Below are 24,451 nucleotides of genomic sequence, written 5' to 3'. Positions count from 1 at the left end.
GGAGTTTCAGGAAAATATGACTGTGCAAAGAAAAAGTGTCGTGATTTTAGCTGCCGGTAAAGGCACACGGATGTATTCAGACTTACCTAAAGTTCTGCATTTACTCGCAGGTAAACCAATGGTTCAGCATGTGATTGATACTGCGAAATCAATCGGTGCGTCGGATATTCATCTGGTATACGGACATGGCGGTGATTTACTGAAAGAAAAACTGGGTGAACAAAACCTCAATTGGGTTCTGCAAGCGGAGCAACTGGGTACCGGTCACGCAATGCAGCAAGCCGCTCCCCACTTCCAAGATGACGAAGACATTGTCATGCTGTATGGCGATGTACCTCTGATTGCGAAAGACACATTACAACGACTGGTAGAAGCTAAGCCAGAAGGCGGCATTGGCTTACTGACAGTTATCCTCGATAACCCAGCCGGTTATGGTCGCATTATCCGTGAAAACGGCGAAGTCGTTGGTATCATCGAACAGAAAGATGCCAGCGAAGAGCAGCGTAAAATCCAAGAAATCAACACCGGTATTATGGTCGCAAGCGGCAAAGACTTTAATCGCTGGCTGAGCCAACTGAACAATAACAATGCCCAAGGTGAATACTACATCACCGACATCATTGCCCTTGCTCATAAAGAAGGCAACAAAATTGCGACCGTTCACCCAAGCCACCTCAGTGAAATGGAAGGGGTTAATAACCGTCTGCAATTAGCGGCGTTAGAGCGCATCTACCAAAAAGAACAAGCTGAAAAATTACTGTTAGCGGGTGTGATGCTTATCGACCCTGCGCGTTTTGATATTCGCGGAACCTTAACTCACGGTCGTGATGTAGTCATCGACACTAACGTGATCATCGAAGGTAACGTGACGCTGGGTAATAACGTTCAGATCCAAACTGGCTGCGTACTGAAAAACTGTGTGATTGGCGATAACTCAGTTATCAGCCCATACTCAGTGATTGAAAATTCTGAATTATCCACGGAATGTACTGTTGGACCTTTCGCTCGTTTACGCCCTGGTGCTAAATTAGCAGCGAAATCCCATGTGGGTAACTTTGTTGAAATGAAAAATGCCACGTTGGGCTTAGGCTCTAAAGCAGGCCACTTAAGCTATCTGGGTGATGCTCAGATTGGTAGTAATGTGAATATTGGTGCGGGCACGATCACCTGTAATTATGATGGTGTGAATAAATTTAAAACGGTTATTGGTGATGATGTGTTTGTTGGCTCTGACACTCAGTTAGTTGCTCCTGTGTGTGTGGCTAATGGCGCAACCATTGGTGCTGGTACCACGGTCACTCGTGATATTAACGAAGGTGAGCTGGTGGTGAGCCGCGTGAAACAGACACACATTAAAAACTGGCAGCGCCCAGTAAAGAAAAAATAAGTAAATAAAACATAAGTAAATATAGAGGAGAGATATTCAAGTCTCTCCTATGATTAGCTATGAACGAATTAGCTATCTAAGAATTAGCAGTCTAAGCAATGTCGGTCAGTATTTTTTAATATAAAAATCGCTACAAAGTAGCAAACAAAACAATAAATTCCCCGTTTCTACAAGGCTGGGGAACAGCGAAAGCTGAACAATAATCAGGTTGCGACAATAAGAGGGGAATAACCCCTTTATTTAGGAATAACTTAATATGTGTGGAATTGTTGGTGCTGTCGCACAACGTGATATCGCGGAAATTCTGTTAGAAGGTCTTCGCCGTTTAGAATACCGTGGTTATGACTCTGCGGGTATGGCGGTGGTTGAGCATGAAGGTCATCTGCAACGCTTACGTGAAGTCGGTAAAGTACAAATGCTGGCGGAAGAAGCAGAAAAGAACCCAGTTTCTGGTGGAACGGGTATCGCGCATACTCGTTGGGCGACTCATGGTATTCCAAGCGAGCGTAACGCTCACCCTCATACCTCGGGTTATATTGCCGTTGTTCATAACGGAATTATCGAGAACTATTTAGAACTGAAAGAAGAGCTGAAAAAACTTGGCTATATTTTTAGTTCAGACACTGACACGGAAGTAATTGCGCACCTTGTTCATCATGAACAGCAGCAAGGCGGCACATTACTGGAAGTGGTTCAGCGCGTGATCCCGCAATTACGTGGCGCTTATGGCACCGTGATTATGGATAGCCGCAACCCAGAATTATTAGTCGCAGCACGCTCTGGTAGCCCGTTGGTTATCGGTTTGGGTGTTGGCGAAAACTTCTTAGCTTCTGACCAACTGGCATTATTGCCTGTGACTCGTCGTTTTATCTACCTAGAAGAAGGGGATATTGCGGAAGTCACTCGTCGCACTGTGCGTATTTTTGATAAACAAGGCGCACCAGTTGAACGTGAGCAAATCGAATCGAATGTTCAATACGATGCAGGTGATAAAGGCGCATACCGCCATTACATGCAAAAAGAGATCTATGAACAGCCGATGGCGATTAAAAACACCCTTGAAGGGCGTTTTAACCAAGATAATGGTATCGACCTGAGTGAATTAGGCCCGAAAGCCAGCGAAATTCTGTCTAAAGTCGACCATATCCAAATCGTTGCTTGTGGGACTTCCTACAACGCCGGGATGGTTGCGCGTTATTGGTTTGAATCACTGGCGGGTATCCCTTGTGACGTGGAAATTGCGTCTGAATACCGCTACCGCAAACCAGCACACCGTAAAGGCAGCTTGATGATCACCATTTCCCAATCAGGGGAAACGGCAGATACTTTAGCGGCTCTGCGCTTGTCTAAAGAGTTAGGCTACTTAACGTCTCTGGCGATTTGTAATGTTGGTGCATCGTCATTAGTTCGCGAATCTGAGTTTTCGCTGATGACCAAAGCGGGCGCGGAAATTGGCGTCGCTTCCACCAAAGCATTCACAACCCAATTAACGGTATTGTTGATGCTGGTGGCGTATATGGGACGCTTGAAAGGGGCTAACCCAGAACTGGAAGAGCGTATTGCTCATGCACTTCACGCATTGCCAGCGCGTATTGAAAGCATGCTGTCTCAAGACAAAGTGATTGAAGCGTTAGCGGAAGATTTCTCAGACAAAAACCATGCGCTGTTCTTAGGTCGTGGCGATCAGTTCCCTATCGCTGTTGAAGGCGCTCTGAAACTGAAAGAGATTTCGTATATCCACGCTGAAGCATATGCCGCGGGCGAATTAAAACATGGCCCATTAGCATTAATTGATGCAGATATGCCGGTTATCATCGTTGCTCCGAACAACGAACTGTTAGAAAAACTGAAATCTAACATTGAAGAAGTTCGCGCACGTGGTGGTCTGCTGTATGTGTTCGCTGACCAAGATGCTGGTTTTGTGGCAAGTGAAAACATGAAAATTGTTCCCCTGCCGCATGTAGAAGAGTTAATTGCACCAATTTTCTATACGGTGCCACTGCAATTACTGTCTTACCATGTTGCGTTAATCAAAGGCACAGACGTCGATCAGCCACGTAACTTGGCAAAATCAGTGACTGTTGAGTAATCTCGCTCTGATTTAAAAATCCAGCCGGTGCCCTGTAAAAGTACACCGGCTTTTTATTACTTCTCTATTCTTACACACCATTTAAATTTCCCTGCTGAACTATAACAACTCGATGCTAATTAGTTGCTTGTGTATGCATCTATTCGCTATCAATTTCACGTATACTTAATTTTCTTGATGCAGTATTGAGCAATAATAAACAACAATAAAAATCAGCAGAAGGTTACGTGGATGGCAGAGATTGAATGGTTGAGTGCGGTTGTCATCGCAATCACAATAGGGTTTTGGGCGACAGGAAAACTACCAGAATATTTAGTAGCATTACTGTTTTTAGCAGCAGCGGCATGTTTACATTTAGCGCCAACCAATGTGATTTTCTCAGGATTCACCTCAGAAGCATTTTGGCTCGTTTTAAGCGGCTTTATTCTTGGGTTTGCCATCAATAAAGTGGGGCTGGCGGAACGTATTGCGCAGCATATCTCAGGACGTTTTACCAAATCCTGGCTCTCATTGATCATTGGCGTGGTGATCCTCGCGTATGGGTTGGCATTTATTATGCCGTCGAATATGGGGCGAATTGCATTACTGATGCCGATTGTGATGGCAATAGCGGATAAAGTCGGGTTGGTAAGTGGCAGTCGAGGGCGTATCGGGTTAGCGCTGGCGGTCGGTTTTGGTACCTTCCAACTTTCTGCAACCGTGCTGCCTGCAAACGTTCCCAACCTCGTCATGGCGGGGGCGATAGAAACCACCTACCACCTTAAACTTTCCTATTTGAATTATCTGTTCCTGCACATGCCAATCTTAGGGCTAATTAAAGGTGCAATGGTGGTGCTGTGTATCTATTTTCTATTTCCTGCCAAATTGCAGCAGGTGGCTGAACAAAAAACCTTACCGCCAATGAGCCGCGATGAGAAAAAGCTCGGTGTTGTGCTGGCTGTCACGTTGCTTTTCTGGATCACGGATACCACACACGGTATTTCACCGGCATGGGTGGGATTAGTCGCGGCATGTTTCTGCTTGCTACCTAAAGTCGGTTTTGTCACCAATGACGAGTTTGTTAAAGCTGTGAATATCCGCACTTGTATTTATGTCGCAGGGATTTTGAGCCTAGCAACATTGGTGAGTTATTCCAACGTAGGGATGGTGGTTGGTACTTACTTACAAAAGATGCTGCCACTTGACCCAAATAGCCCATTTATGGATTTTGGTAGCTTAGTGGGACTGACCAGCGGCTTAAACTTTGTGGTGACGGCAAACGGTGTTCCAGCACTGTATACCCCGTTAGCGGAATCGCTCTCTAATGCCACGGGCTTACCGCTGATTGCAGTTCTAATGGTACAAGTTATCGGTTATTCGACACCTTTATTGCCTTATCAAGCATCTCCGATTGTTGTCGCGATGGGAATGGGCAAAGTGCCGTTAATGGATGGGGTAAGGTTATGTCTTATCTTGTTTATTTTGACCTTTTTCCTCTTGGTACCGCTGGATTATTTCTGGTTTAAATTGCTGGGCGTGATCCCTTAATCGCGATTTTGGTGATTAATATAAAGTTAGCGGTTTTTATAAAGATAATAAAAATCCGGTCAGGAAATGCGCCTGACCGGATTTTGTTTTTTTAATCGATATCAACCTTACAAGAAGGCTTTATACGGCAATTCAGGTTCGTTTTTAAAGATATCTTGGAAGCCTCTGAAATGCTGATAATGCATGCGCCCTTTATCGGTTGGGTAGGTATATTTCCCGCCAACTTGCCAGAAGAATGGGGCAAATTTATATTGCAGACGCTCTTTTTTCATATTCCATAGCACTTCAATTTCACGAGGGTCATTTTGGAAGTTAGCCCAAATATCGTGGTGGAATGGAATAACCGTCGTGCAATCTAGTGATTCTGCGGCACGCAAAATATCGGAAGAGGTCATTTTGTCGGTGACTCCGCGCGGGTTTTCACCGAAAGAAAGCAGGGCAACATCGATATTGTAGCGGTTGCCGTGCGCCGCATAATAGTTGGAATAGTGAGAATCCCCAGAGTGATACAAAGAGCCGCCTGTGGTTTCAATCAAATAGTTTACTGCACGCTCATCCATACCGTCCAAAATGGCTTTGTCATAGGAAGAGACGCCTTTTGGTAAGGTCACTAGCGCGGTACGGTCGAAGGAATCCAACACGCGGATTTTCATATCGCCGACTTCAATCACATCGCCAACTTTGGCCACAATGCAGCGTTCTTCCGGTACACCCCAACCTGTCCATAGGTTGACACAGGCTTGCGGGCCAATAAATTTAACGTGGTCTCCGCAGTTTTGTAATACTGCCGCCGCAACGTTGACGTCAATATGGTCAGCGTGGTCATGGGATGCCAAAATGGCATCGACATCTTTAATCGCAAAGGGGTCGAGGGGAAAAATCGCGGTACGTAAGTTGGGTTGCAGGGCTTCAACACCGCCCATACGCATCATTTGATGCTGCTGATTCATCAGTGGGTTTTTCTGGGTCTTTTTACCCGTGCCACACCAAAAGTCGATGGAAATGTTGGTGTTACCTTCGCTTTTCAACCAAATACCTGTACAGCCCAGCCACCACATAGAAAATGTGTTGGGTTCTACGACGGTTTTTTCGATCTCTTCATTGAGCCAGGTTCCCCACTCTGGGAATGTGCTTAAAATCCAAGATTCACGGGTAATTTCATTTACTTTACTCATAGCAACACCTTTCCTATCCAGAATTTCAAATGTAAGGGATTAGCGCCTTATTCATGAAAATAAGGCGAAATACAGAATAAATTTGTTAATTCGTTGAATTAGATAGTTAATCTAATTATACAAGGATGACTTGCGTGCCTTGGGCTTCGATGGCTTTGATAATTTTCGGGTCGGCGTTCTTACCAGTGATGAGATAGTCAATTTTTTCGGCAGGGCAAAATAACATGCCTGTTCGACTTCCAACTTTTGAGCTATCCACAACGACAACCAATTTATCAATACGATCGAGCATCTGTTGCTCCGCGACCGCAGTCAGCATATCTGTTTTGTACAGCCCTGTTTCGGTTAAACCTTTCCCTGAAGTAAACATCCAGTTTCCGGCATATCCCATCAATGTGCTTAATGCTGGATTGAGGAAAATCCCCTGTGTTCGGTTATATTGTCCGCCAATCAGAATCACATCTTCATGCTCTTCTTCAATCAAGTAGCTGGCGAGAGGGAAATAGTTTGTTACTATCTGAACCCCTTTTCCACACAGTTGCTGTCCTAGCAAAAATGCGGTAGATCCACAGTTGATAACAGCGCTATCTCCCGGTTGGCAAAGTTCTGCCGCTTTCATGGCGATTTGTGATTTTTCCTCATAATGATCGGTGCTGTTGATATTCAGCGGTGACCATCTAAGTCTTTTTTCTTCAATGCGCTCTGCACCATTACGTATTTTTTTGAGTTTGCCTTGCTCATCTAGCTTGGCGATATCCCGGCGAGCAGTTGCCGGTGAGATATCAAAATGTTTTGTGATAAAAGATACGTTAATGATTTGATTTTCTTTCAATAAAGACAAAATTTCATGATGTCTTTGTGTCTCATTCATGTGTAGCGCCTTATTTCTGTATAATCATTTTTCGTCTTTAGTGATGATTATTATAATCACAGTATCATGACAACTTTTGATTCAAAATGATTGAATTTGATTCTATATGATCATGGTGAAAATTGTCAACTCACTAAATTCAAAAATTACCCATGCCAATTTAATTCTTTAACTATATGTAAATATTGATTTTTACTATATTTGTTGTGATCGGCTCAACAAATGTAGGGTTTTTTACTGGTCAAAAAGTGTCACTTTAAATAATCATAAATGAGCAAATGGTGATTACTTATGATTACAAAATGTGTTTGAGTGATTAAATTGATGAACTGTTTGATTATAGCGTGAGAATGCTTGTCTGTGATCAGGGTAATGTAATTTTAAATAAGATAATAATTCACACTAAATTTGATTTAGGGGTAAAAATATGGATTTTCTGTATGACTCATTCTATATTTTTTACAGCCAAGTGATGACCAAAGCCCCGTTATTACTGGGATTAGTGACATTGATTGGCTACTGGCTTCTAAAGAGAGATGGCACAACCATCCTGAAGGGAACCATAAAAACAATTGTCGGCTTTATGTTAGTGCAAGTGGGAGCCGATACATTAGTCTCCAGCTTCAAACCTGTCATTGCAAAAATGTCAGAGTATCATCACCTTACCGGTTCAGTTATCGACCCATACACCTCAATGATGGCCACCATGGAAACCATGGGGGATAACTATTCATGGGTTGGATATACGGTTCTGATTGCATTGGCGATTAATATTCTTTTGGTACTTTTCCGCCGTATTACGGGGATCCGCACCATAATGCTGACGGGGCATATCATGTTCCAGCAAGCGGGATTGATCGCCGTATTCTATTTTGTGCTGGGCACCAGCATGTGGGAAACCATTATCTACTCAGCCGTTCTCATGGCGCTGTATTGGGGTATTTCATCCAATATAATGTTTAAGCCAACGGAATCAGTTACTGGGGGTGCTGGGTTTTCAATCGGTCACCAGCAGCAAGTCGCATCATGGGTTGCCACTAAAATTGCCCATAAACTCGGTGATAAAAACGATAGCGTTGATAATCTTAAACTACCGAAATGGCTGCATATTTTCCATGATAGCATCGCTGCCACCGCGATTGTGATGACCGTTTTCTTCGGCATTATTCTTCTTTCCTTTGGGTTAACTAACTTACAAGAAATGGCAGGGAAAACCCATTGGACCATCTATATTCTCGAAACGGGTTTGAAATTCGCGGTCGCCATCCAGATTATTGTTACTGGCGTGCGGATGTTTGTTGCCGAGCTTTCTGAAGCGTTTAAAGGGATTTCCGAGCGCGTTATTCCTAACGCGGTACTCGCCATTGACTGTGCCGCAATTTACGCTTTCTCTCCTAATGCCATGGTATTCGGCTTTATGTGGGGGGCGTTGGGACAGTTTACTGCGGTATTGATTATGTTGGGATTAAGTTCCCCGATCATGATTATTCCCGGTTTTATCCCGATGTTCTTCTCCAATGCGACAATTGGGGTATTTGCCAACCATTTCGGTGGCTGGAAAGCGGTCATGAAAATCTGTTTCGTGATGGGAATTATTGAAGTTGTTGGGTCTGCATGGGCAATTTCATTATTTAGCCAGCAAGGAACGGATTTTAGCGGTTGGATGGGCATGGCCGACTGGGCGTTAGTTTTCCCACCAGTAATGCAGGGGCTTTCCTTCTCCAAATATTTCTTCTTTGTCTTGATTGGACTGTCGTTTGTTTACATGTACTTTGCGTCGAAAAGATTGCGTGCGGAAGAAGATGCACAAGCCGCTGCGGCAGCAGAGCCACAAGTGGAGCTGAGTGTTGAAAATACGTCAGTTGAAGCGACAGAACAGCCTATTTCAACGGGAGCTAGACCCGTCAGTATTCTCGCGGTATGTGGTAATGGGCAAGGTTCATCGATGATGATGAAAATGAAAATTGCTAAGTACCTTGAAGGTAAAGGCATTCCTCATGTGATGGATTCCTGCGCCGTCTCTGATTACAAATCAAAATTGGCGAATACAGACATTATTGTCTCTTCCAAGCATCTCTCTTCTGAAATGGATGCGGGGGAAGGTAAATTCGTACTGGGTGTGCAGAATATGTTAAATCCCAACTCATTTGGCGATGAATTACTGGCGATTATTCATAATAACTTTAGTGAATCGAAATAAATCCAATAACTAAATTTGTCATGGGGATTCAGTGATGTATGTCCATGACGATAGGAGAGCAATGCCATGGGTTTCAAACAATCTCTAATGGATAACAATTCCATTAAATTACATGCCTCAGCGGATAATTGGCAGGATGCAATTAAGATTGGCACCGATATGCTCATCGCATCTGGGGCGATTTTGCCGGATTACCATGAAGCCATTATTAGCAGCGTCAAAGAGTTAGGCCCTTATATCTGTATTGCACCTAATTTAGCCTTACCTCATGCCCGCCCAGAAAATGGTGTTTTAAAAACCGCATTTGCCTTGGTGACATTAAAAGAACCGATTGTATTTGATGGGGAAAGTGAGCCTGTGGATGTCCTTATTACGCTTGCGGGAAGTTCTTCTGATGAACATATGGAAGGCTTAATGGAAGTGACTCAAGTACTGGATGATGAAGAGAGCGAAACGGGGATTGATCTCGATAAAATTCGCCGCTGCACCAGTGCAGATGAGGTCTATCAGGTGATTGATGCTGCATTGGCTTAGGCCGTTATTCATCAGATACCCGATTTAATCTAAAACACTAGGATAATCAAATGACTAAACCTTTAATTCAAATTGCATTAGACCAAACCAATCTGAAAGATGCGCTGGCGGTTGCTGACAATGTGGAGTCTTTTGTTGATGTGATTGAAATTGGTACTATTTTGGCTTTTGCGGAAGGCATGAATGCGGTTTCAACCCTACGTAAAAATCATCCATCACACATTATTGTTTGCGATATGAAAACCACGGACGGCGGTGCGATTTTATCGAAAATGGCGTTCGAAGCAGGCGCGGATTGGATCACGGTTTCGGCAGCGGCGCATATTGCCACTATCACGGCATGTAAAAAAGTAGCGGATGAATTTGGTCGTGAAATCCAAATTGAACTGTATGGTAACTGGACATTAGACGATGCGAAGCGCTGGGTAGACTTAGGGATCAAACAGGCGATTTACCACCGTTCTCGTGATGCTGAGCTCGCTGGCGTGGGCTGGGGACCTGAAGATCTCACTAAAATGCGCCAACTTTCTGATTTAGGACTCGAACTGTCGATAACTGGCGGGATTGTGCCAGAAGATATTCACCTTTTTGAAGATATCAAAGCTAAAGCCTTTATTGCTGGGCGTGCATTGGTTGGGGAAAAAGGAAAAGCCACCGCAGAAGCTCTGCGTGAACAAATTGCTCGTTTCTGGTAATTGGTATTGATAAAAATCCCCTCGAAATTACCGAGGGGATTTTGTTTTTGGGTTTATAAGCGTTTACTTGGCAGTAGCATTACGGCAATACCGCCTATTACCGTCACCGCAGAGAACGCGGCAAAGTTCCAACTGCTGGCGACTCCAAGGCTGGCAATATAAGCCCCGAACATAGGGCCGGACATGGCTCCGACACGGGAGATACTCATTGTCCAACCTGTTGCAGAAGCTCGCACACTGGATGGATAGAAATGGGCGACATAGCCGGTCAAAATTAATGGTGCAGAAATACAGCCAATCCCCGCGAGACCAACAAGCAAATAATTCATATAGATATTTTGCTTGAAGACCATCAACCCAATGCCCATTGCACCGAGCATAAAGAAGAATGCAACTGTGCCGCGAGCGCCGCATTTATCGGCGACTTTCCCAAGGAATAACCCGCCTAGCGCAGAAGATAAACTGAACACCACTAAGAACGTTAAGCTGGAGCCAAGATCATAACCTTCTTTACGCATGATGGATGGCAGCCACGTATTTAAGCCGTAAACGATGAAGCCTCCACAGAACAGCGCGACCCAAAAACAGCAAGTTGCTCGCAGGTAATCTTTGGAAAAGATAATCGCGACGACTTCTTTTAGGCTACGAGAAGCCTGCTTTTCTAGCTTCACGGGTTCGTGATAGGTGACTTCAAGTTTCTCCGCCAGTTTTCTCGCTTTTTCGTGTTGCCCTCGGTTGTTAAGGTATTCAATCGACTCTGGTAACAGGCGGGACATTGGCCAAATTAATAATAAAGGCAATGACCCGACCATCATTACACCACGCCAACCAAATTGGCTAAGAATCGCAATCGCCACTAACGCGGCACATAAGATACCCAGAGAGTAGCCTGAGTACATAATGGCATAGTTAAACGACCGTTTTTCGGTTGGTGAATATTCAATGGTGAGCGCGGCTGCGACAGGGATCACGCCCCCAAGTCCGATTCCGCCGATAAAACGCATTAATCCAAAAAACCAAGGTGTTGGCGCTAAAGCAGTGGCTAACATGGTGGACGAAAATAGCGTAACGCAGATTAATAGCATGCGTCGTCGACCATATAACTCGCTTAATGTTCCAATAATAAAAGCACCAAAGAACATTCCCACGAGGGTGTAACTGCTCAAGGCGCCTAATTCAATAGGGGTTAAATTCCACTCTTTATATTCAGAGAGTGTCGGTAAAACAGCACCCATCACCCCCACGTCATAACCTTCAAATAAAATGCTTAGCCAGCAAACCAGCATGACTTTGAAGGTCGTGCGCTTTGAGGAGACAGATGTAATTTCAGATGTTTGTATTGTCATAAATCACTCTCTAATCGTTATTCGACCGATATTTTTTTAATGGCAAGTACGTATATTTTTTAAATCTGAAAAGCCGACATTACACTTTACTTTTTTAAGTTAAATCACAATAGAAATGTTAATAAAATGTACAATAAATGCAGGAATAGGATATTTATTGCAGTTTTTGTTTCTGGGCTAAATATTAATAAAACTTAAGTTTACTCGCGGTTTTTGTTTCTGTTTTTAAGAATGAAAATGTTTTCCTATATTAATTTTATGAGGAAATTAAAAATAGCAATAATCTTTTACTTGACTGATATTTATAGTGTTTAAAATAAAGTAACGCGAGGTTATATTTATAATTAATAAGACAATCACTAGATTGTTAATATGTTTATAGCCTGATTTTTTATTTTAAATATTAGCGTCAAATATTGAACAGATTAAGTGTGAATATCCAAAAAGTGCAATTTAATATTTATTTGACATAAATTTAACATGTGAATAATATTCGATGAGTTTGATTTTTGAACAATGCCAAATGCAGGTAAATCGAAAATAGAATCGGAGAATTATTATGATAAAGCCATATGGTGTAGTGGGTTTAGTGCCAACAACGTGGGGAATAAAAACGCGTAGCGATATTATGAAAAATATCGACCATCTTGAGGAGCTATCTCACGGTGCGCTGTGGCTATCTTCATTGGATCTCCCTGTTCGTTTACTCGTTCTTCCTGAAGGGGCTTTGCAAGGTTTCAACGATGAAGCCCTAGATTTACCGATTGCTGAATTTTTAAAAGATGGCGCCATTGATATCCCTGGCCCAGAGACTGACAGGCTGGGAGAGTTAGCTAAGTCTCAAAATGTGTACATCATGGCGCAAGCGAAAACCCGTGATCCTGATTGGCCGGGAATTATGTTTAACGTTGGGTTTGTTATTGATCCCAAAGGCAACATTATCCTGAAACACCATAAAATGTCCTCTTTGCTGCCGTGTGAACGTTCGGCATCGCCTCATGATCTGTACGATGAGTGGATAAAAAAATATGGGCGCTCATTACAATCTTTTTGGCCAGTGGTTGATACTGAAATTGGTCGATTAGGGGTAATGATGGCCATGGAAGGAAACTTCCCTGAAAACGGTCGTGGTCTGGCATTAAATGGGGCAGAAGTGGTGTATCGCGCCTCATTACCGACGCCATTTACTGAAAATGACCTGTTTGAAATTTCTAACCGCGCCCGAGCGTTGGAAAATAATTTCTATGTTGTGGCGCCGAATATTGGCTCAATGTATATGTTCCCAACCACGCAAGCGCCAATTGACTGTGGTGGCGGTCGTTCACTGATTGTGGACTACAAGGGTAAAATTGTGGGTAAACAAGAGGATACTAACGGTTCTACCTATGTTTATGGGGTGATTGATATCGAAGCGATGCGCCATCACCGCGCCAATGCTTCGGTGAGTAACTGGCTGAAAGATATTCGAACTGAATGTGCTCAACTTATTTATGAAACACCAATTTACCCGAAAAATACCTACTTACATGAGCCTCAAGGCAATCATAAGCACTACCGAGAAACCATCTTAAATAAGCAAATCGAGAAAATGATCGAACGAAATGTGTTTGTACCGAGTGTGTATGATGAGCAATAACGGCCGCGATTAATCAAAAAACAACAGCGTGTATTACGTTGTTGGTTTTTTTAATTCTAAGCTAACGGGTATCGTTATTTTCATAACGCTTATAGATTTCAGTGGTACCGACAGACAGGGTACGATTTAGCTCTTTAGGTTGCGCAGCAAAATCAGCATCAATTAAAAACAGGTTATTCTGCCTGTCTTTTCTTACGTTTCCTTCTGAGCCATGGTCAAAAAGAGTGCGTCCCCGGGCTTCAACAAAAGCAGAAGCTTCCTTACCTTTTATCGATTTTCCATCAATAAACTTAGTGACTAAAATGGCATTGCCGTTTGCTAGTGTAGTAGAGCGTGCAAAGTTAATATCTTTATTTACCTCATTTAATACTCTGGCACAACGATCGTATTTCGCATATTTATTGTATTTAAAATCTAAATTGCGATGAGGAATTTTAATCGCAAAGTCACCAATGCGATAGGCGGTTCCATATTCCCCCTTACCAAGATAATGACGATTATCTAGGGTGATTGTGCGATGTTTTGGACTATTTTTGACTAAACAGGTAGGCCGATGATTAGCACCGAACGAATTATCTTTAAAGATGATATTGAGATGCTGCAAACTTTCTGTGAATTGGTCTATTTCGCTTGGTACTGTTTTTGCGATTATAGGCTCAATATGTACGATCGGTTCAATGTGTACTTTGTTTGGCGCTAAATTCGTATTTTTTTCTATTTTTTGCGGAGAAGGATTCTCAGGTATTGTCAGCTTTACGACACTTTTATGGGAAGGGATGATTTCTGTATTTTTTGTTTTATTGGGGCGTTTTAACAATGTGTTAAACAAGCAGGTATTAAACAACCCGTTTACTCTCTCTATAAACACGTTTTTTTTGTTTTTAGGTTTCGCCAAAGCGGATTGGTTTTGTTCAATATGTGGCTGAGGTATTTTACCTGTACACTCATGACTTATTTTCTTCATTGAATACTCTCCTTTTTAGATAAAAATATAAAAAAGAGAGTGTTAGATATATCAAAAATGGATTTTCACCTAAACTTTAAAGGTATTTTCGATATCGCTGAATATTGATTGCCATTCAGCATCATCAATATCCATCAAACCAAAATGGCGCAAAATAAAAGTGCCTTCAGTGGCTAAAAATAGCAATCTAGCGCGTTTGCCGCTTTCGGTTGATAAATCTAAATTAGCAATGCGTTCTCGGTACCATTTACGGGTGCTTTCTAAATATTCAGGTGTTTGAAGCATAGAAGCCATTAATGCGGCACCTTTGGCGATACTGGTTTTATCGTGGTCCGCTGTGGCTTTTATGTGGGCAATCACTCGACCTTCAGGACTGTTATCTTGAGCTATCGCTTGACTGAAAATCTCATCGTAAGAGTGGCTCCAGCGCTCAAACATGGCATCAATTAAGGCTTCTTTGTTACCAAAGCAGTATTGGACTCCCCCTTTAGAAATCCCCATTGATTTGGCGACTGCATCAATCGTCAGTGCGGTAGCACCTTGATTAATGACAATCTCTTCTGCGGCTTCTAGCACTTTTTCGCGATCGATTGTTCGTTGACGTCCCATTTAAAAAAACCTCTTTTCCATACGTACGTATGGAATTATATTATAGCACGATCATCCATCAAGGTGATCAATTAAACAAGTTGAGAAGATTTTATGATAGCAGATTATAAACGTTGGATTATTCTACTCTTAGTATCGAGTGTTTTATTTCTCATCGTCATTGATGTCACCGTGCTATACACCGCACTGCCTAAGCTCACCCATGATCTAGGTGCAACAGCATCTGAAAAATTATGGATCATGAATGCTTACCCGCTAGTAGTGGCGGGGCTATTGCCTGCTGCGGGAATGTTAAGTGATAAAGTGGGTCATAAGCGGATGTTTATACTCGGGTTGCCCTTATTCGCATTGGCCTCTCTGTGCGCAGCATTTTCACCGAGTGCATTGAGCTTAATTTTATCTCGTGGTTTCTTAGCGGTTGGTGCTGCGATTAGTATGCCAGCGACATTAGCCATTGTTCGCCAAGTCTTTTTAGATCCGAAAGAACGGGCGCTAGCGATTGGTATTTGGTCAGCAGTGGCATCGGGTGGTGCGGCAATTGGGCCATTAGTCGGCGGCGTGTTACTCAATCATTTTTGGTGGGGTTCTGTTTTTTTAATCAACGTGCCGGTGGTGCTGTTGGTGATCCCATTTGCGCTTTCTTTAATCCCAAAAAGTACGAGAAATTCGCAGCAACCGATTGATTATTTAGGCTCTTTGTTTGTCTTGGTGGGGCTAATTGGTTCAATCTACGCCTTGAAAGAGCTTGGAAAAGCCAATATTGATTGGTTCACATTACTCATTGCTGGGGCGATCGGCATTGGCTTTCTGGTTATTTTTAGTCGCCGACAGTTAGCATCAGAGTCGCCAATGATTGACTTCAAATTACTTGGCGACCCACGGTTTTTTGCGGGTATTCTGATGGCGATTTTATCCATCGTGATTATCGTTGGTGTCGAGCTACTATTAAGTCAGCGCTTGCAGTTGGTATTAGGTTATACCCCATTCGAGGCGGCGTTATACATTATTCCGATCCCGATTGCGTCTGTGTTAGCGGCTCCGTTAGCGGGTATGTATTTGCATAAAGTCGGCGCTAAACTAATGATGATTTTAGGATTTATTTGCACATTAGTGGGCGTCATTGGGGTTGCGTGGGTATTCAAAACCTCAACCGGCTTGGTATTACTGTCATTCTTATTCTGTGTTGGGTTCGGATTAGGTGCTATTTTTACCACGGCATCAACCACCATCATGTTAAATGCGCCAGATGACAAAGCGGGAATGGCAGCATCCATTGAAGAAGTGGCTTATGAGCTAGGTAGTGTGCTCGGTGTAACATTTATGGGTGGCTTGATGAGTGCGGTTTATACCGCCAAGCTGGTATTACCGGCAGGTTTAACGGTAGCAGACAAAGTCTATGATAGCCTTGATGAAGCGTTAATTGTGGCTGAAGGGTTACCGCAAGATAGTGCAAGCCTCTTAGTGAATCAGGCGAGTATGGCATTTGATAGCGCATTTATGTCTGTCATGATGGCGACGATAATCGTGCTGGTGGTGAGTATTGTTGTGTTACCTTTTTTCTTTCGCAGTAAAAATGTCAATACCGCTTACTAAATAAAAAGGGAGCCAATGGCTCCTTTTTTATTACTTAACTTTGCGAATTAAAATCGCAGCCAAGAGTGGGCTAATGGCAAACAAGGCAAATAGCCATACAGAGGCTTGTTGAGCGCCGACTAACCCACCAGGATTAATCAACCCACTATTGTTCACTACCACGCCGACTAATGCCGCAGATAACGCGGTTGCATACAATTGGATCGTAATCACTGAAGAGGATGCTAAGTTTTCCTCTCCTTTAGGCGCCGCATTAAATACTCGCAGAACTAAATGAGGCCAGCAGACGCCAATCCCTAATCCAACGCCCATCATAGCGAGTAGGTAAAGAATAAATAATGGAACGGAGTTAACCAAATCCAGATTAGGCGTTAGAACCGCGAGAATTATCAGCGATACCAAGATGATAACGGGACCAGCTTTAAGGATACGTAAAACGATGGGACCCGTTTTATTAGCACTGAGTAAGGCACCCACCGTCCACCCCGCCGCCATCACGGCAGTTAAATAACCCGCCATCAACGGTGAAAACTGGTGAATGGTTTGTAGGAAGTAAGGGACATAAATTTCGGTGGTCATTCCCCCCACTAGCAGACACATTGTCAGGAAAATAACCCCAAGTTGAGTTTTCAGGGAGTAAGCCCCTGTAGGGAGTAAACGCTTCCCGTTCTTGCCATCAATAAACGCAATGGTGATGAGCAAGGCAATACCAATGAGTAACCCGACAAGATTACTGAGCAAGCTTTCTGATAAGCTACCGATTGAGATAGCAAGTACGGAGATAACCAGCAGTGAAATCGCCAGAACTGGAATTTTTGTTGTTTGGGCTTGCTGAGATTTTTTCCCTGGCAATTGGTTGATAACAATCATTGCCAGAACAACCGCCACGGGCAATAAAGCCCAAAAAGCCCAGCGCCAATGACCCCCTTGAGCAAAAATACCGCCAATAGCAGGACCACACAAAGTGGCGATCCCCCACATACCGGATATCACCCCCATGGCGCGAGACCACAGGTTTGGCGTGAAGACAATGCGGATCAGCGCATAACTAAGCGCGAATAACATTCCGCCGCCAAGCCCTTGCAAGGCACGTCCACCCAATAAGGTGAGCATGGACGGTGAGGATGCACACCAAATGGCGCCCAAGGAAAATAGTGTGAGGGCGCTAAGATAGGCAAGTTTAGGCCCTAGGCTATCCAGTACTTTACTGGATAATGCAGAGCCAATAATGGAGGTTGCCACAAACAGCGTGGTATTCCACGCATAATATTCAAGGCCGCCAATATCATTGACGACACTCGGTAAAATCGTAGTGACAATATAAATATTGATAGCATGGAGTGCGACACCACCAGTGAGGGCTATCGTCAATAACGCATTGGTGCCGCTGAGTAAATCGGCCCATTTTCCTTGATGTTCTGTGCCTGTTTCATTGGGTTCGGAGACAGTTTTGTTGCTCATACGCAGACCTGCTGGACGAAAGAGTAAAGAAAAGGGTATTATCCAAGTATTGGCTTGGATAATAAAATCACACTATGAATAAAGCAAGTAAATACTTTGATAATCTAAATCTCACTCAAGCAGTGGATAAGGTGCTGTTTTGCATCAAAACCAAAGGACCCGTTGCCACGGCTGTGATTGCTCATGACCTGGGTTTAACGGGGGAAGCAGCCCGCCAGCATATCCATAAATTAACGTCTCTGGGGCTGGTGGAAGGTGTCCAATGTACCGCTCAGTCAGGTGCTGGACGTCCTCGGCAAAACTGGATCTTAACAGAACTGGGGCATCAACGTTTTCCCGATACCCATGCCCAGCTGGCCTTGCAGCTCATTGATTCAGTGAAAACCATTTTTGGTGATGCGGGGCTAGAAAAACTGATTGAACAGCGAGAGGCGGAAAGCCGCAGTAAATATTTGGGGCGTTGCCAAGGGTTGCCATTGGAAAAATGTTTAGCTGCACTTGCCGAGGTTCGTAGCGAAGAGGGCTATATGGCAAAGGTGGAACAGGAAGGCGATAGCTGGTTATTTATCGAAAATCATTGCCCTATCTGCGCTGCGGCAACCGCGTGCCAAAACTTTTGCCGTTCGGAATTGGCGCTATTTCGCGAAGTATTAGGGAGCCAAGTGAATGTTGAACGGGAACAATACCTACTTGATGGCGCAGGGCGTTGTGTGTATAGGGTTACAGTGTGTAGCGAGTTACTTTGAACGTGTCGTTGTTGGTGTTGTTCTTAGTTTTTTATTGGCAAACCACGCATAAGCAATTCCGGCGATGGCACCGGCAATATGGGATTCTGTCGATATTTGTTGATGAACAGGCAATAACCCGCTTGCCATCGCGCCAAAATAGAACAGTACCAACAGGGCGATAATGATATCTAATAGTTTGCGGCGGAAAAAACCTTGGGCAATCAATAAACCCCAAAGCCCAAAAATCCAGCCGCTAGCGCCAATGTGCAGTGCATTTCTGCCCACTAGCCAGACAATCAAGCCGCCAACCACAATAATAAATGCGCTGGCGTAAGCGTACTTTCGAATGGAATCATGTAGCAGTAGGGCGCTTAACACCAGTAATGGCGGCAGATTACTCAGAAGATGCGCCCAATCCCCGTGGAGCAGTGGGGCGAAGATAATCCCCACCAGCCCGTGCAGCGTTCTGGGTTGGATACCGAACCCAACAAGCGCGTAGCCACTTAAACTATTGGCGATTTGGATCGTGATCAGCAAACCCGCAAGGGTAATCAGTAATTTAATTCGCGGGCTTAGCCAAGTTTGCATTATCGATGTCCGAGAGATTGTACGCTTTCAACCAGTTGAGCGAGCTGAGTCACAACGCGGTCGCCCACATCGGCATTATCACCACCTAATGCTTTGTTACGCAAGAAGTCTTTCTTGATTTGCTGCCAGCGAGCGGCATCTTTCTCATTCAGCCTTCCGCGTAATTCTGCCAGCTTCAATAAGTTCTCTTCAGCACCTGTCGTTAATAATTGCGCTTCCCCAAGATAATGGTCATCCAGCAATCTCTCCAATTCATCATCATTCATAACGGAAGAGACTTTCTCGCTGAGTTTGTTCATATTTCGGTAACTGCCTTGCAGACGGAATGCCGGCTCAGTTCGGTATTTGTCTGACTGTGCGGCACTGGCAATATACTGCTGGTTTACCTTCAGTACCACATCACGCAGGTTGAGTAATCGGGAAATAACTGCAGTAATTTCATTGACTTCTGCATCAGAGTACGGGTAGCTGAGTGCGTTAGTGGAGACTGATTTGCCCATGGCTTTATCCACTAGCAAGTACAAATCGTTTAAATCGCGCAGCGCCAACGGTGCCAATACTGGGTTTGAGGTCAGGCTATTTTCTATATAGCTCAACGCAAAGGCTTCATCCATCCCACCGAGTACTTCACCCAGGTTATAAATATCCGCACGGTTGGCGAGCATATCAGGGATACGGAACACTTCGCCAGATTCGGTATATGGGTTACCCGCCATTACCACGCAGAATTTTTTACCGCGCATATCGTAGGTTTTGGTTTTATCTTTCCATACCCCTTCGATGCGACGGGTTCCATCACACAGGGAGATAAATTTCTGTAAAAACTCTGGGTGAGTATGTTGAATATCATCCACATACAGCATCACGTTGTTGCCCATTTCGAGGGCGAGGTTGAGTTTTTCCAGCTCTTGTCTGGCGGTAGCATTCGGGGCTTGCTCTGGGTCGAGGGACAACACATCATGCCCAAGTGCAGGACCATTAATCTTCATAAAGATTAGACCAAGACGGTCAGCCGCGTACTCCATCAGGGTGGTTTTACCGTAACCTGGGGGGGAGATCATCAGTAACAAGCCCATTAAATCGGTACGTTTGTTTTCGCCTAGAGCACCAATTTGCTTCGCCATGTTGTCACCGATAATCGGTAAATAAACATCATTAATCAGCTTGTTACGCACAAATGAACTCAGTGGCTTAGCTTTGAACTCATGGAGTTTTAGGCGGCTGCGCTCTTCACTCACAATGCGTTGACGTAGCGCTTGGTATTGACGGAAAGCCGGAATAAATTGCTTGCGCTGTTCGCGCATTCGACTGAAAAAGTCATCCAAACTTAACGAGAGAGTTTGGTTGTGGATTGTGGGGTGATCCCCCAGTAATCCAGTAACCTTAAAGTATAAATCGGCTTCGCTATAACGTGCGGATGCTATTTTATCTAAGATAATAATGGCGATGGCGCCCGGAATGTACGGGCGTAAGTGTGTAAATTCATCAATAGAACACAGCCCTTGCAGCCAATTTTGCAACAGCGCCCAGCGCTGAGCATAGCGAGTGCCAAGGTTTTGCTGTGAATGATTGAAATCCAGCCACATATGGGCGTCTTCTAAGCGCGTTTGTAGTGCTGCCACTAAGTCCCGTGCATATTTGCTGTACACCAATTCAATCGGCGTTCTTGCTAATGCAAAACTGAGGTATTCCGCGGCTTGAGCTTGCTCATGAGCTTGGCAATTAATTGGGTTATCTTGCAGGAATAAGCTGATATCGGCTTCGATCTCCGCTTGAAGGTCTAAAAGGGCATCATCGTTATTGAATAGCTGGCGGATATTCATCGCGGTTCTGGCACGTTCTGGCCATTGGGCAGGGTATTCGTTGTTTTGAATGTGATGCCAGAAAATCGTCGCGATAGCGCGAGCCGTTGGGTTGAAACGCAGTAAATCCGCGCTTTCACCAATCGGGATCAGTTTTTTCAATATCGCGATAGCGTCGTGGTCGTGGATCCCTTTTTCGTAGCCTTCTTTGTAGCGTGGCGCCGAAAAATCACGCACCAGTTTATCGATTTTTTCAGGGGCAGACAGAGCACTTTTTAAGGTGTCGTAATCCAAGCCATCTTGGCGTTTTGCCGCGGCATAAATGATGGAATACGCAAGGTATTCAGCACGATAAACGGTATCAGATTCGGACTCAAGATTAGCGGTCCAATAAGGCTGTAATTCAGCAAGTTCAGCATTATCAATCGGTTCTTGGAAATCCGTTCCGGTGAGGTACACCCACAGCTGGTTATCTTTTGGCAAGATAGTCAGGTCAAGCTCTTGGGTGTTCACACTGAAACGGTGACGACCCAGCTTAATAATGTTTCCACCATCTTCAAAGATGTCGGTTTTATCTCGCAGAATACGAATGGCTTGGTCGCGAGAGGCTTTGAGTCTGGCGTCGATATCGTCGGCTTTAACGTTATCGTTGATTTCCCGAAGTTTTTCGATGATTTCACGGGTTTTTTGCGCGAGTGGGTCGGTAGCAAAAAACGCATTCAGCTCATCTTGGTTTTGCAGGCGTACAGTGCGGCGCTGAAGGCTTTCTAACAAGCGGTCGGCGGCGGTTAATAAATTCTGCGAACGGCGCTGGCGGTCATCAATCAAGACTTGTTTATGGGACTCAAACGTTTCCAGTAATTCTTCACGTTTTGCCAGAATATCGTCAAGAAATTCATCATGATGGCTAAACTGACTTTCTAGCTCTTCTAATTGAACCAGTAATCGGGATAACTGATCATCACAACGTTCCGGGTCAGTCGCGAGGGATAGTGCGTTAGTGATCCCTTGGCTAAATAGGCGGAACTGCGCCCCAAATTGCGCCACGCTCTCAACACTGGTTTGGGATTTGCGTTTTTGCTGTAAACGGGCGCGAGATTGGTTTAATTGGGCATAAATGTGCGAAATGGCATCGATGATATGGGTCTGTAAAGTGACATCATCAAAACTCAAGGAAGCCATTAAGTTAGAGAGCATATCCAAATCTGCTGACATTTTTTCCATGTCATTCATTGGGACATCTAACTGCGCGCTGGTTTGTGCCTTTTCAATTAACTCTTCAAAGGTTGCGAGCTGAGTTTTAAATGGTTGCAGAGCTTTGTCGCTGGCAAGAAACTGCGCAGTACCTTGGGAGACGCGCTGCTGTGCCTCGGTGATTTCATTTTCCATCTCACTGAGTTTAGTGAGATCCATATAGCGGAATTCTCGCAATGAAATCAGGTGCCCTTGTTGGGCGTTTAAGGCGTTTAGCCCATCCACAAATTGTTGAATATCCGTCCATCCCTCCGGCAATGTGAGGGACAGTAAGGAGCGTTGGCGAGTGACCGCCTCATTCATGGATTTGACGGATTGTTGGCGGATGCTTTCGACTTTTTCGTATTCGTCGAGCACCAGCTCACTGGTTTGGGCAATCTCTTTTAAGAGTTTGCCAATGCCTAAGCATTGGTCGTCGTTAAACCAATAGAAAATATCCAGCAAGTTTTTCGGTTGCTGGCTAAGTTGTTCATATCGAGAAACGGAAACTTGGTTGCCTTCAATCTCTTTGGCGACATGGAGAATTTCGGAGATCCCACGGACTAAATCGGCATTACCGATACGCCCAAGAAACCCACCCCGTGGCGGTTGCTTATCAGCAAATTCATCAGAATAGAATGGGGTTTGCCACACCTGCATTGGGTGTACGCGGGTGGCTTCATCGCCTTCCCCTTCGAACAGCACCATTTTGCCATCTTCGAGCATGGCATAACCGTGGCCGATTAATGGTACAGCGAGTTTACGTTCAATCAGGTTGTAATTGAAAAGGGCGATACGACCTTGGTTTGGGGAATAAAATACATACAGCACATCCTCCCCGTTAGGCGAACGACGCAGGCGGCGAAAACGCATGCCATCCATTGGTTGCTCGAAGGTTTTATACTCCCCATTTTGCAGGTAGTAACCCCCTGGGAAGATAATGCCGTGATCTTCCGGCAACTGCACGCATGCTTGTCCAATGGCATCAATGCGTTGAACGGTTTGGTTGAGAATGTTGTAAACCAGATAGCGCCAGCTTTCTTCGCGGTATGGCAAGATTTTGAGTAAAATCAGGCTGCCCGTCTGCGCATATTCAATCTGCGCATCATCGAGGGATTGGTTTTTATCGAGTACCGCTTCGCGGTAGATGCCTAACCCATCTTCGGTATTATTTTCACATTTGATGGTTAGGTCGCCGCCGATGGTTTCCACAAAGACGGTATCGAGTATATTAATGTGAGGATAGCGACCATTAACGGTGTTTTCCCGCGTGGTGCGCACCCATTCGAAATCATTGGTTGGCGGCAGGGCAATATCGCGTTCGCCACGGTTATCGATGTATTCGATACGGGATTTATCGCTGGAAATTGACCAGCGGAAAACACGCACATCGGTTAACCGATCACCAATTTGAAAGCTGGCTAACAGCTTGCCATCACGCTCGACCAATTGCAGTAATTGCGTGTTTTTGTAATAGGTATACAGCTCAGTAAAATCTTGAACAAAGCGGGTGTCATTGAGGAATGTCTCTTCGTAAGGGACAGAGATTACATCAAAATCACCTTCATTTTCAGTTAGTTGATATAGTGAAAAAACATCTTCAATGTGAGTTTCTTTTTTCAGACCCAGAAAAACGTTATAGCCAAATAGCAGCCAATCACCGACGCGGACAATATCCCTTGCTTGGCAATTATTTTCGGTACGAATACGGATACGCCCGATGATGTCCATCTGGCTTTGACCAAATTCAGTCAACCGGCTGTCGTTGAGTTGAGCTGCTTTTTGGTGAAGTTGCTGCCCTTGTTCGGTTAGGCGCTTGCGTAATATTTCGTACGCGCCACCTTCTGCGACGGCACTGTCGAGAATTTCCTGTTCGCGATTCACATCTTGGGTTTCTGACATGTTTAACGAATTTCCTTGGTCTTAAAAAGAGATACGCTCATAAACGCCAAGTTGCCTATGTGTTGCAACTTGGCGGGATGAGGTATAAAACTTACCTGAAAAGCCTGAATA

At 44.3% G+C, this 24,451-nt stretch carries 17 protein-coding genes; 9 read left to right on the top strand and 8 right to left on the bottom strand.

Translation table 11 applies throughout. The features are described from left to right. The first annotated feature begins 16 nt into the window (after positions 1-16). The 3 genes from glmU to QS795_RS00135 all read left to right on the top strand — a co-directional run bounded on the left by glmU (position 17) and on the right by QS795_RS00135 (position 5,003). The gene (glmU, locus tag QS795_RS00145) at positions 17-1,387 is read left to right on the top strand and encodes a bifunctional UDP-N-acetylglucosamine diphosphorylase/glucosamine-1-phosphate N-acetyltransferase GlmU (RefSeq protein ID WP_036950618.1); all 1,371 of its coding nucleotides are present in this window, start codon (positions 17-19) and stop codon (positions 1,385-1,387) included. A gap of 256 nt (positions 1,388-1,643) precedes the next feature. Next, positions 1,644-3,476, top strand: coding sequence for a glutamine--fructose-6-phosphate transaminase (isomerizing) (gene glmS / locus QS795_RS00140; protein WP_286271732.1), 1,833 nt, complete (start codon positions 1,644-1,646; stop codon positions 3,474-3,476). 231 nt (positions 3,477-3,707) lie between these two features. Beyond that, entirely contained in the window at positions 3,708-5,003 is a 1,296-nt protein-coding gene (locus QS795_RS00135; RefSeq protein WP_286271733.1) for an SLC13 family permease, read from the top strand. 107 nt (positions 5,004-5,110) lie between these two features. Here QS795_RS00135 and ulaG read toward each other — a convergent pair whose 3' ends face one another. Together ulaG and ulaR are read right to left on the bottom strand one after the other, a co-directional pair. Then, a complete protein-coding gene (gene ulaG / locus QS795_RS00130) occupies positions 5,111-6,178 on the bottom strand; it encodes an L-ascorbate 6-phosphate lactonase (protein WP_286271735.1) in 1,068 nt (355 codons plus the stop codon). A gap of 115 nt (positions 6,179-6,293) precedes the next feature. Next, positions 6,294-7,049 carry an HTH-type transcriptional regulator UlaR gene (ulaR, locus tag QS795_RS00125; protein WP_286271736.1) on the bottom strand — a complete coding sequence of 252 codons (756 nt, stop codon included), beginning with the start codon at positions 7,047-7,049 and terminating at the stop codon, positions 6,294-6,296. A 427-nt stretch (positions 7,050-7,476) separates the two neighbouring features. Here ulaR and QS795_RS00120 point away from each other — a divergent pair, with 427 nt between their 5' ends. The 3 genes from QS795_RS00120 to QS795_RS00110 all read left to right on the top strand — a co-directional run bounded on the left by QS795_RS00120 (position 7,477) and on the right by QS795_RS00110 (position 10,478). Further along, positions 7,477-9,249: a PTS ascorbate-specific subunit IIBC gene (locus tag QS795_RS00120; RefSeq protein ID WP_154603229.1), complete on the top strand. Its 1,773-nt coding sequence runs from the start codon at positions 7,477-7,479 to the stop codon at positions 9,247-9,249. Positions 9,250-9,315: 66 nt separating this feature from the next. After that, positions 9,316-9,783: a PTS sugar transporter subunit IIA gene (locus QS795_RS00115; RefSeq protein ID WP_154628068.1), complete on the top strand. Its 468-nt coding sequence runs from the start codon at positions 9,316-9,318 to the stop codon at positions 9,781-9,783. A 50-nt stretch (positions 9,784-9,833) separates the two neighbouring features. Then, the gene (locus QS795_RS00110; RefSeq protein ID WP_154603227.1) at positions 9,834-10,478 is read left to right on the top strand and encodes a 3-keto-L-gulonate-6-phosphate decarboxylase UlaD; all 645 of its coding nucleotides are present in this window, start codon (positions 9,834-9,836) and stop codon (positions 10,476-10,478) included. Between the two features lie 53 nt (positions 10,479-10,531). Here QS795_RS00110 and QS795_RS00105 read toward each other — a convergent pair whose 3' ends face one another. Next, a complete protein-coding gene (locus QS795_RS00105) occupies positions 10,532-11,824 on the bottom strand; it encodes an MFS transporter (RefSeq protein WP_286271739.1) in 1,293 nt (430 codons plus the stop codon). 559 nt (positions 11,825-12,383) lie between these two features. Here QS795_RS00105 and QS795_RS00100 point away from each other — a divergent pair. Then, positions 12,384-13,460 carry a nitrilase-related carbon-nitrogen hydrolase gene (locus QS795_RS00100; protein WP_286271740.1) on the top strand — a complete coding sequence of 359 codons (1,077 nt, stop codon included), beginning with the start codon at positions 12,384-12,386 and terminating at the stop codon, positions 13,458-13,460. Positions 13,461-13,521: 61 nt separating this feature from the next. On the opposite strand, the gene QS795_RS00095 is transcribed toward QS795_RS00100, so the two are convergent. Further along, complete coding sequence (locus tag QS795_RS00095) at positions 13,522-14,424, bottom strand: hypothetical protein (protein WP_286271741.1); 903 nt, start codon at positions 14,422-14,424, stop codon at positions 13,522-13,524. Positions 14,425-14,493: 69 nt separating this feature from the next. Further along, complete coding sequence (locus QS795_RS00090; protein ID WP_286271742.1) at positions 14,494-15,033, bottom strand: TetR/AcrR family transcriptional regulator; 540 nt, start codon at positions 15,031-15,033, stop codon at positions 14,494-14,496. Between the two features lie 93 nt (positions 15,034-15,126). Here QS795_RS00090 and QS795_RS00085 point away from each other — a divergent pair, with 93 nt between their 5' ends. Continuing rightward, positions 15,127-16,626, top strand: coding sequence for an MFS transporter (locus QS795_RS00085; RefSeq protein WP_286271745.1), 1,500 nt, complete (start codon positions 15,127-15,129; stop codon positions 16,624-16,626). Positions 16,627-16,656: 30 nt separating this feature from the next. Here the strand turns inward: QS795_RS00085 and QS795_RS00080 are convergent, their stop codons facing one another. Further along, positions 16,657-18,087, bottom strand: a complete 1,431-nt coding sequence (locus QS795_RS00080; protein WP_286271747.1) for an MFS transporter — start codon at positions 18,085-18,087, stop codon at positions 16,657-16,659. Between the two features lie 74 nt (positions 18,088-18,161). On the opposite strand from QS795_RS00080, the gene QS795_RS00075 reads away from it, so the two are divergent. Beyond that, complete coding sequence (locus tag QS795_RS00075; protein WP_318626696.1) at positions 18,162-18,833, top strand: helix-turn-helix transcriptional regulator; 672 nt, start codon at positions 18,162-18,164, stop codon at positions 18,831-18,833. Here QS795_RS00075 and QS795_RS00070 read toward each other — a convergent pair. Further along, entirely contained in the window at positions 18,825-19,403 is a 579-nt protein-coding gene (locus QS795_RS00070) for a rhomboid family intramembrane serine protease (RefSeq protein ID WP_181477757.1), read from the bottom strand. The genes QS795_RS00075 and QS795_RS00070 overlap by 9 nt on opposite strands. Continuing rightward, complete coding sequence (locus QS795_RS00065) at positions 19,403-24,340, bottom strand: DNA repair ATPase (RefSeq protein WP_286271750.1); 4,938 nt, start codon at positions 24,338-24,340, stop codon at positions 19,403-19,405. The genes QS795_RS00070 and QS795_RS00065 overlap by 1 nt, the downstream gene beginning before the upstream one ends. Positions 24,341-24,451: the final 111 nt, after the last annotated feature.

The sequence above is a fragment of the Providencia zhijiangensis genome (assembly GCF_030315915.2).
GTDB classification, from domain to species: Bacteria; Pseudomonadota; Gammaproteobacteria; order Enterobacterales; family Enterobacteriaceae; genus Providencia; species Providencia zhijiangensis.
Note: the sequence above shows the minus strand (reverse complement) of the source record. Positions and strands in the feature narration are given on the sequence as shown.

Coding starts and splice junctions, on each gene's coding strand:
- QS795_RS00070 (WP_181477757.1), bottom strand. CDS start 19,403: ATGCAAACTTGGCTAAGCCCGCGAATTAAATTACTGATTACCCTTGCG.
- QS795_RS00100 (WP_286271740.1), top strand. CDS start 12,384: ATGATAAAGCCATATGGTGTAGTGGGTTTAGTGCCAACAACGTGGGGA.
- QS795_RS00090 (WP_286271742.1), bottom strand. CDS start 15,033: ATGGGACGTCAACGAACAATCGATCGCGAAAAAGTGCTAGAAGCCGCA.
- glmU (WP_036950618.1), top strand. CDS start 17: ATGACTGTGCAAAGAAAAAGTGTCGTGATTTTAGCTGCCGGTAAAGGC.
- ulaR (WP_286271736.1), bottom strand. CDS start 7,049: ATGAATGAGACACAAAGACATCATGAAATTTTGTCTTTATTGAAAGAA.
- QS795_RS00135 (WP_286271733.1), top strand. CDS start 3,708: ATGGCAGAGATTGAATGGTTGAGTGCGGTTGTCATCGCAATCACAATA.
- QS795_RS00105 (WP_286271739.1), bottom strand. CDS start 11,824: ATGACAATACAAACATCTGAAATTACATCTGTCTCCTCAAAGCGCACG.
- QS795_RS00085 (WP_286271745.1), top strand. CDS start 15,127: ATGATAGCAGATTATAAACGTTGGATTATTCTACTCTTAGTATCGAGT.
- glmS (WP_286271732.1), top strand. CDS start 1,644: ATGTGTGGAATTGTTGGTGCTGTCGCACAACGTGATATCGCGGAAATT.
- QS795_RS00080 (WP_286271747.1), bottom strand. CDS start 18,087: ATGAGCAACAAAACTGTCTCCGAACCCAATGAAACAGGCACAGAACAT.
- QS795_RS00075 (WP_318626696.1), top strand. CDS start 18,162: ATGAATAAAGCAAGTAAATACTTTGATAATCTAAATCTCACTCAAGCA.
- QS795_RS00115 (WP_154628068.1), top strand. CDS start 9,316: ATGGGTTTCAAACAATCTCTAATGGATAACAATTCCATTAAATTACAT.
- QS795_RS00065 (WP_286271750.1), bottom strand. CDS start 24,340: ATGTCAGAAACCCAAGATGTGAATCGCGAACAGGAAATTCTCGACAGT.
- QS795_RS00095 (WP_286271741.1), bottom strand. CDS start 14,424: ATGAAGAAAATAAGTCATGAGTGTACAGGTAAAATACCTCAGCCACAT.
- QS795_RS00110 (WP_154603227.1), top strand. CDS start 9,834: ATGACTAAACCTTTAATTCAAATTGCATTAGACCAAACCAATCTGAAA.
- ulaG (WP_286271735.1), bottom strand. CDS start 6,178: ATGAGTAAAGTAAATGAAATTACCCGTGAATCTTGGATTTTAAGCACA.
- QS795_RS00120 (WP_154603229.1), top strand. CDS start 7,477: ATGGATTTTCTGTATGACTCATTCTATATTTTTTACAGCCAAGTGATG.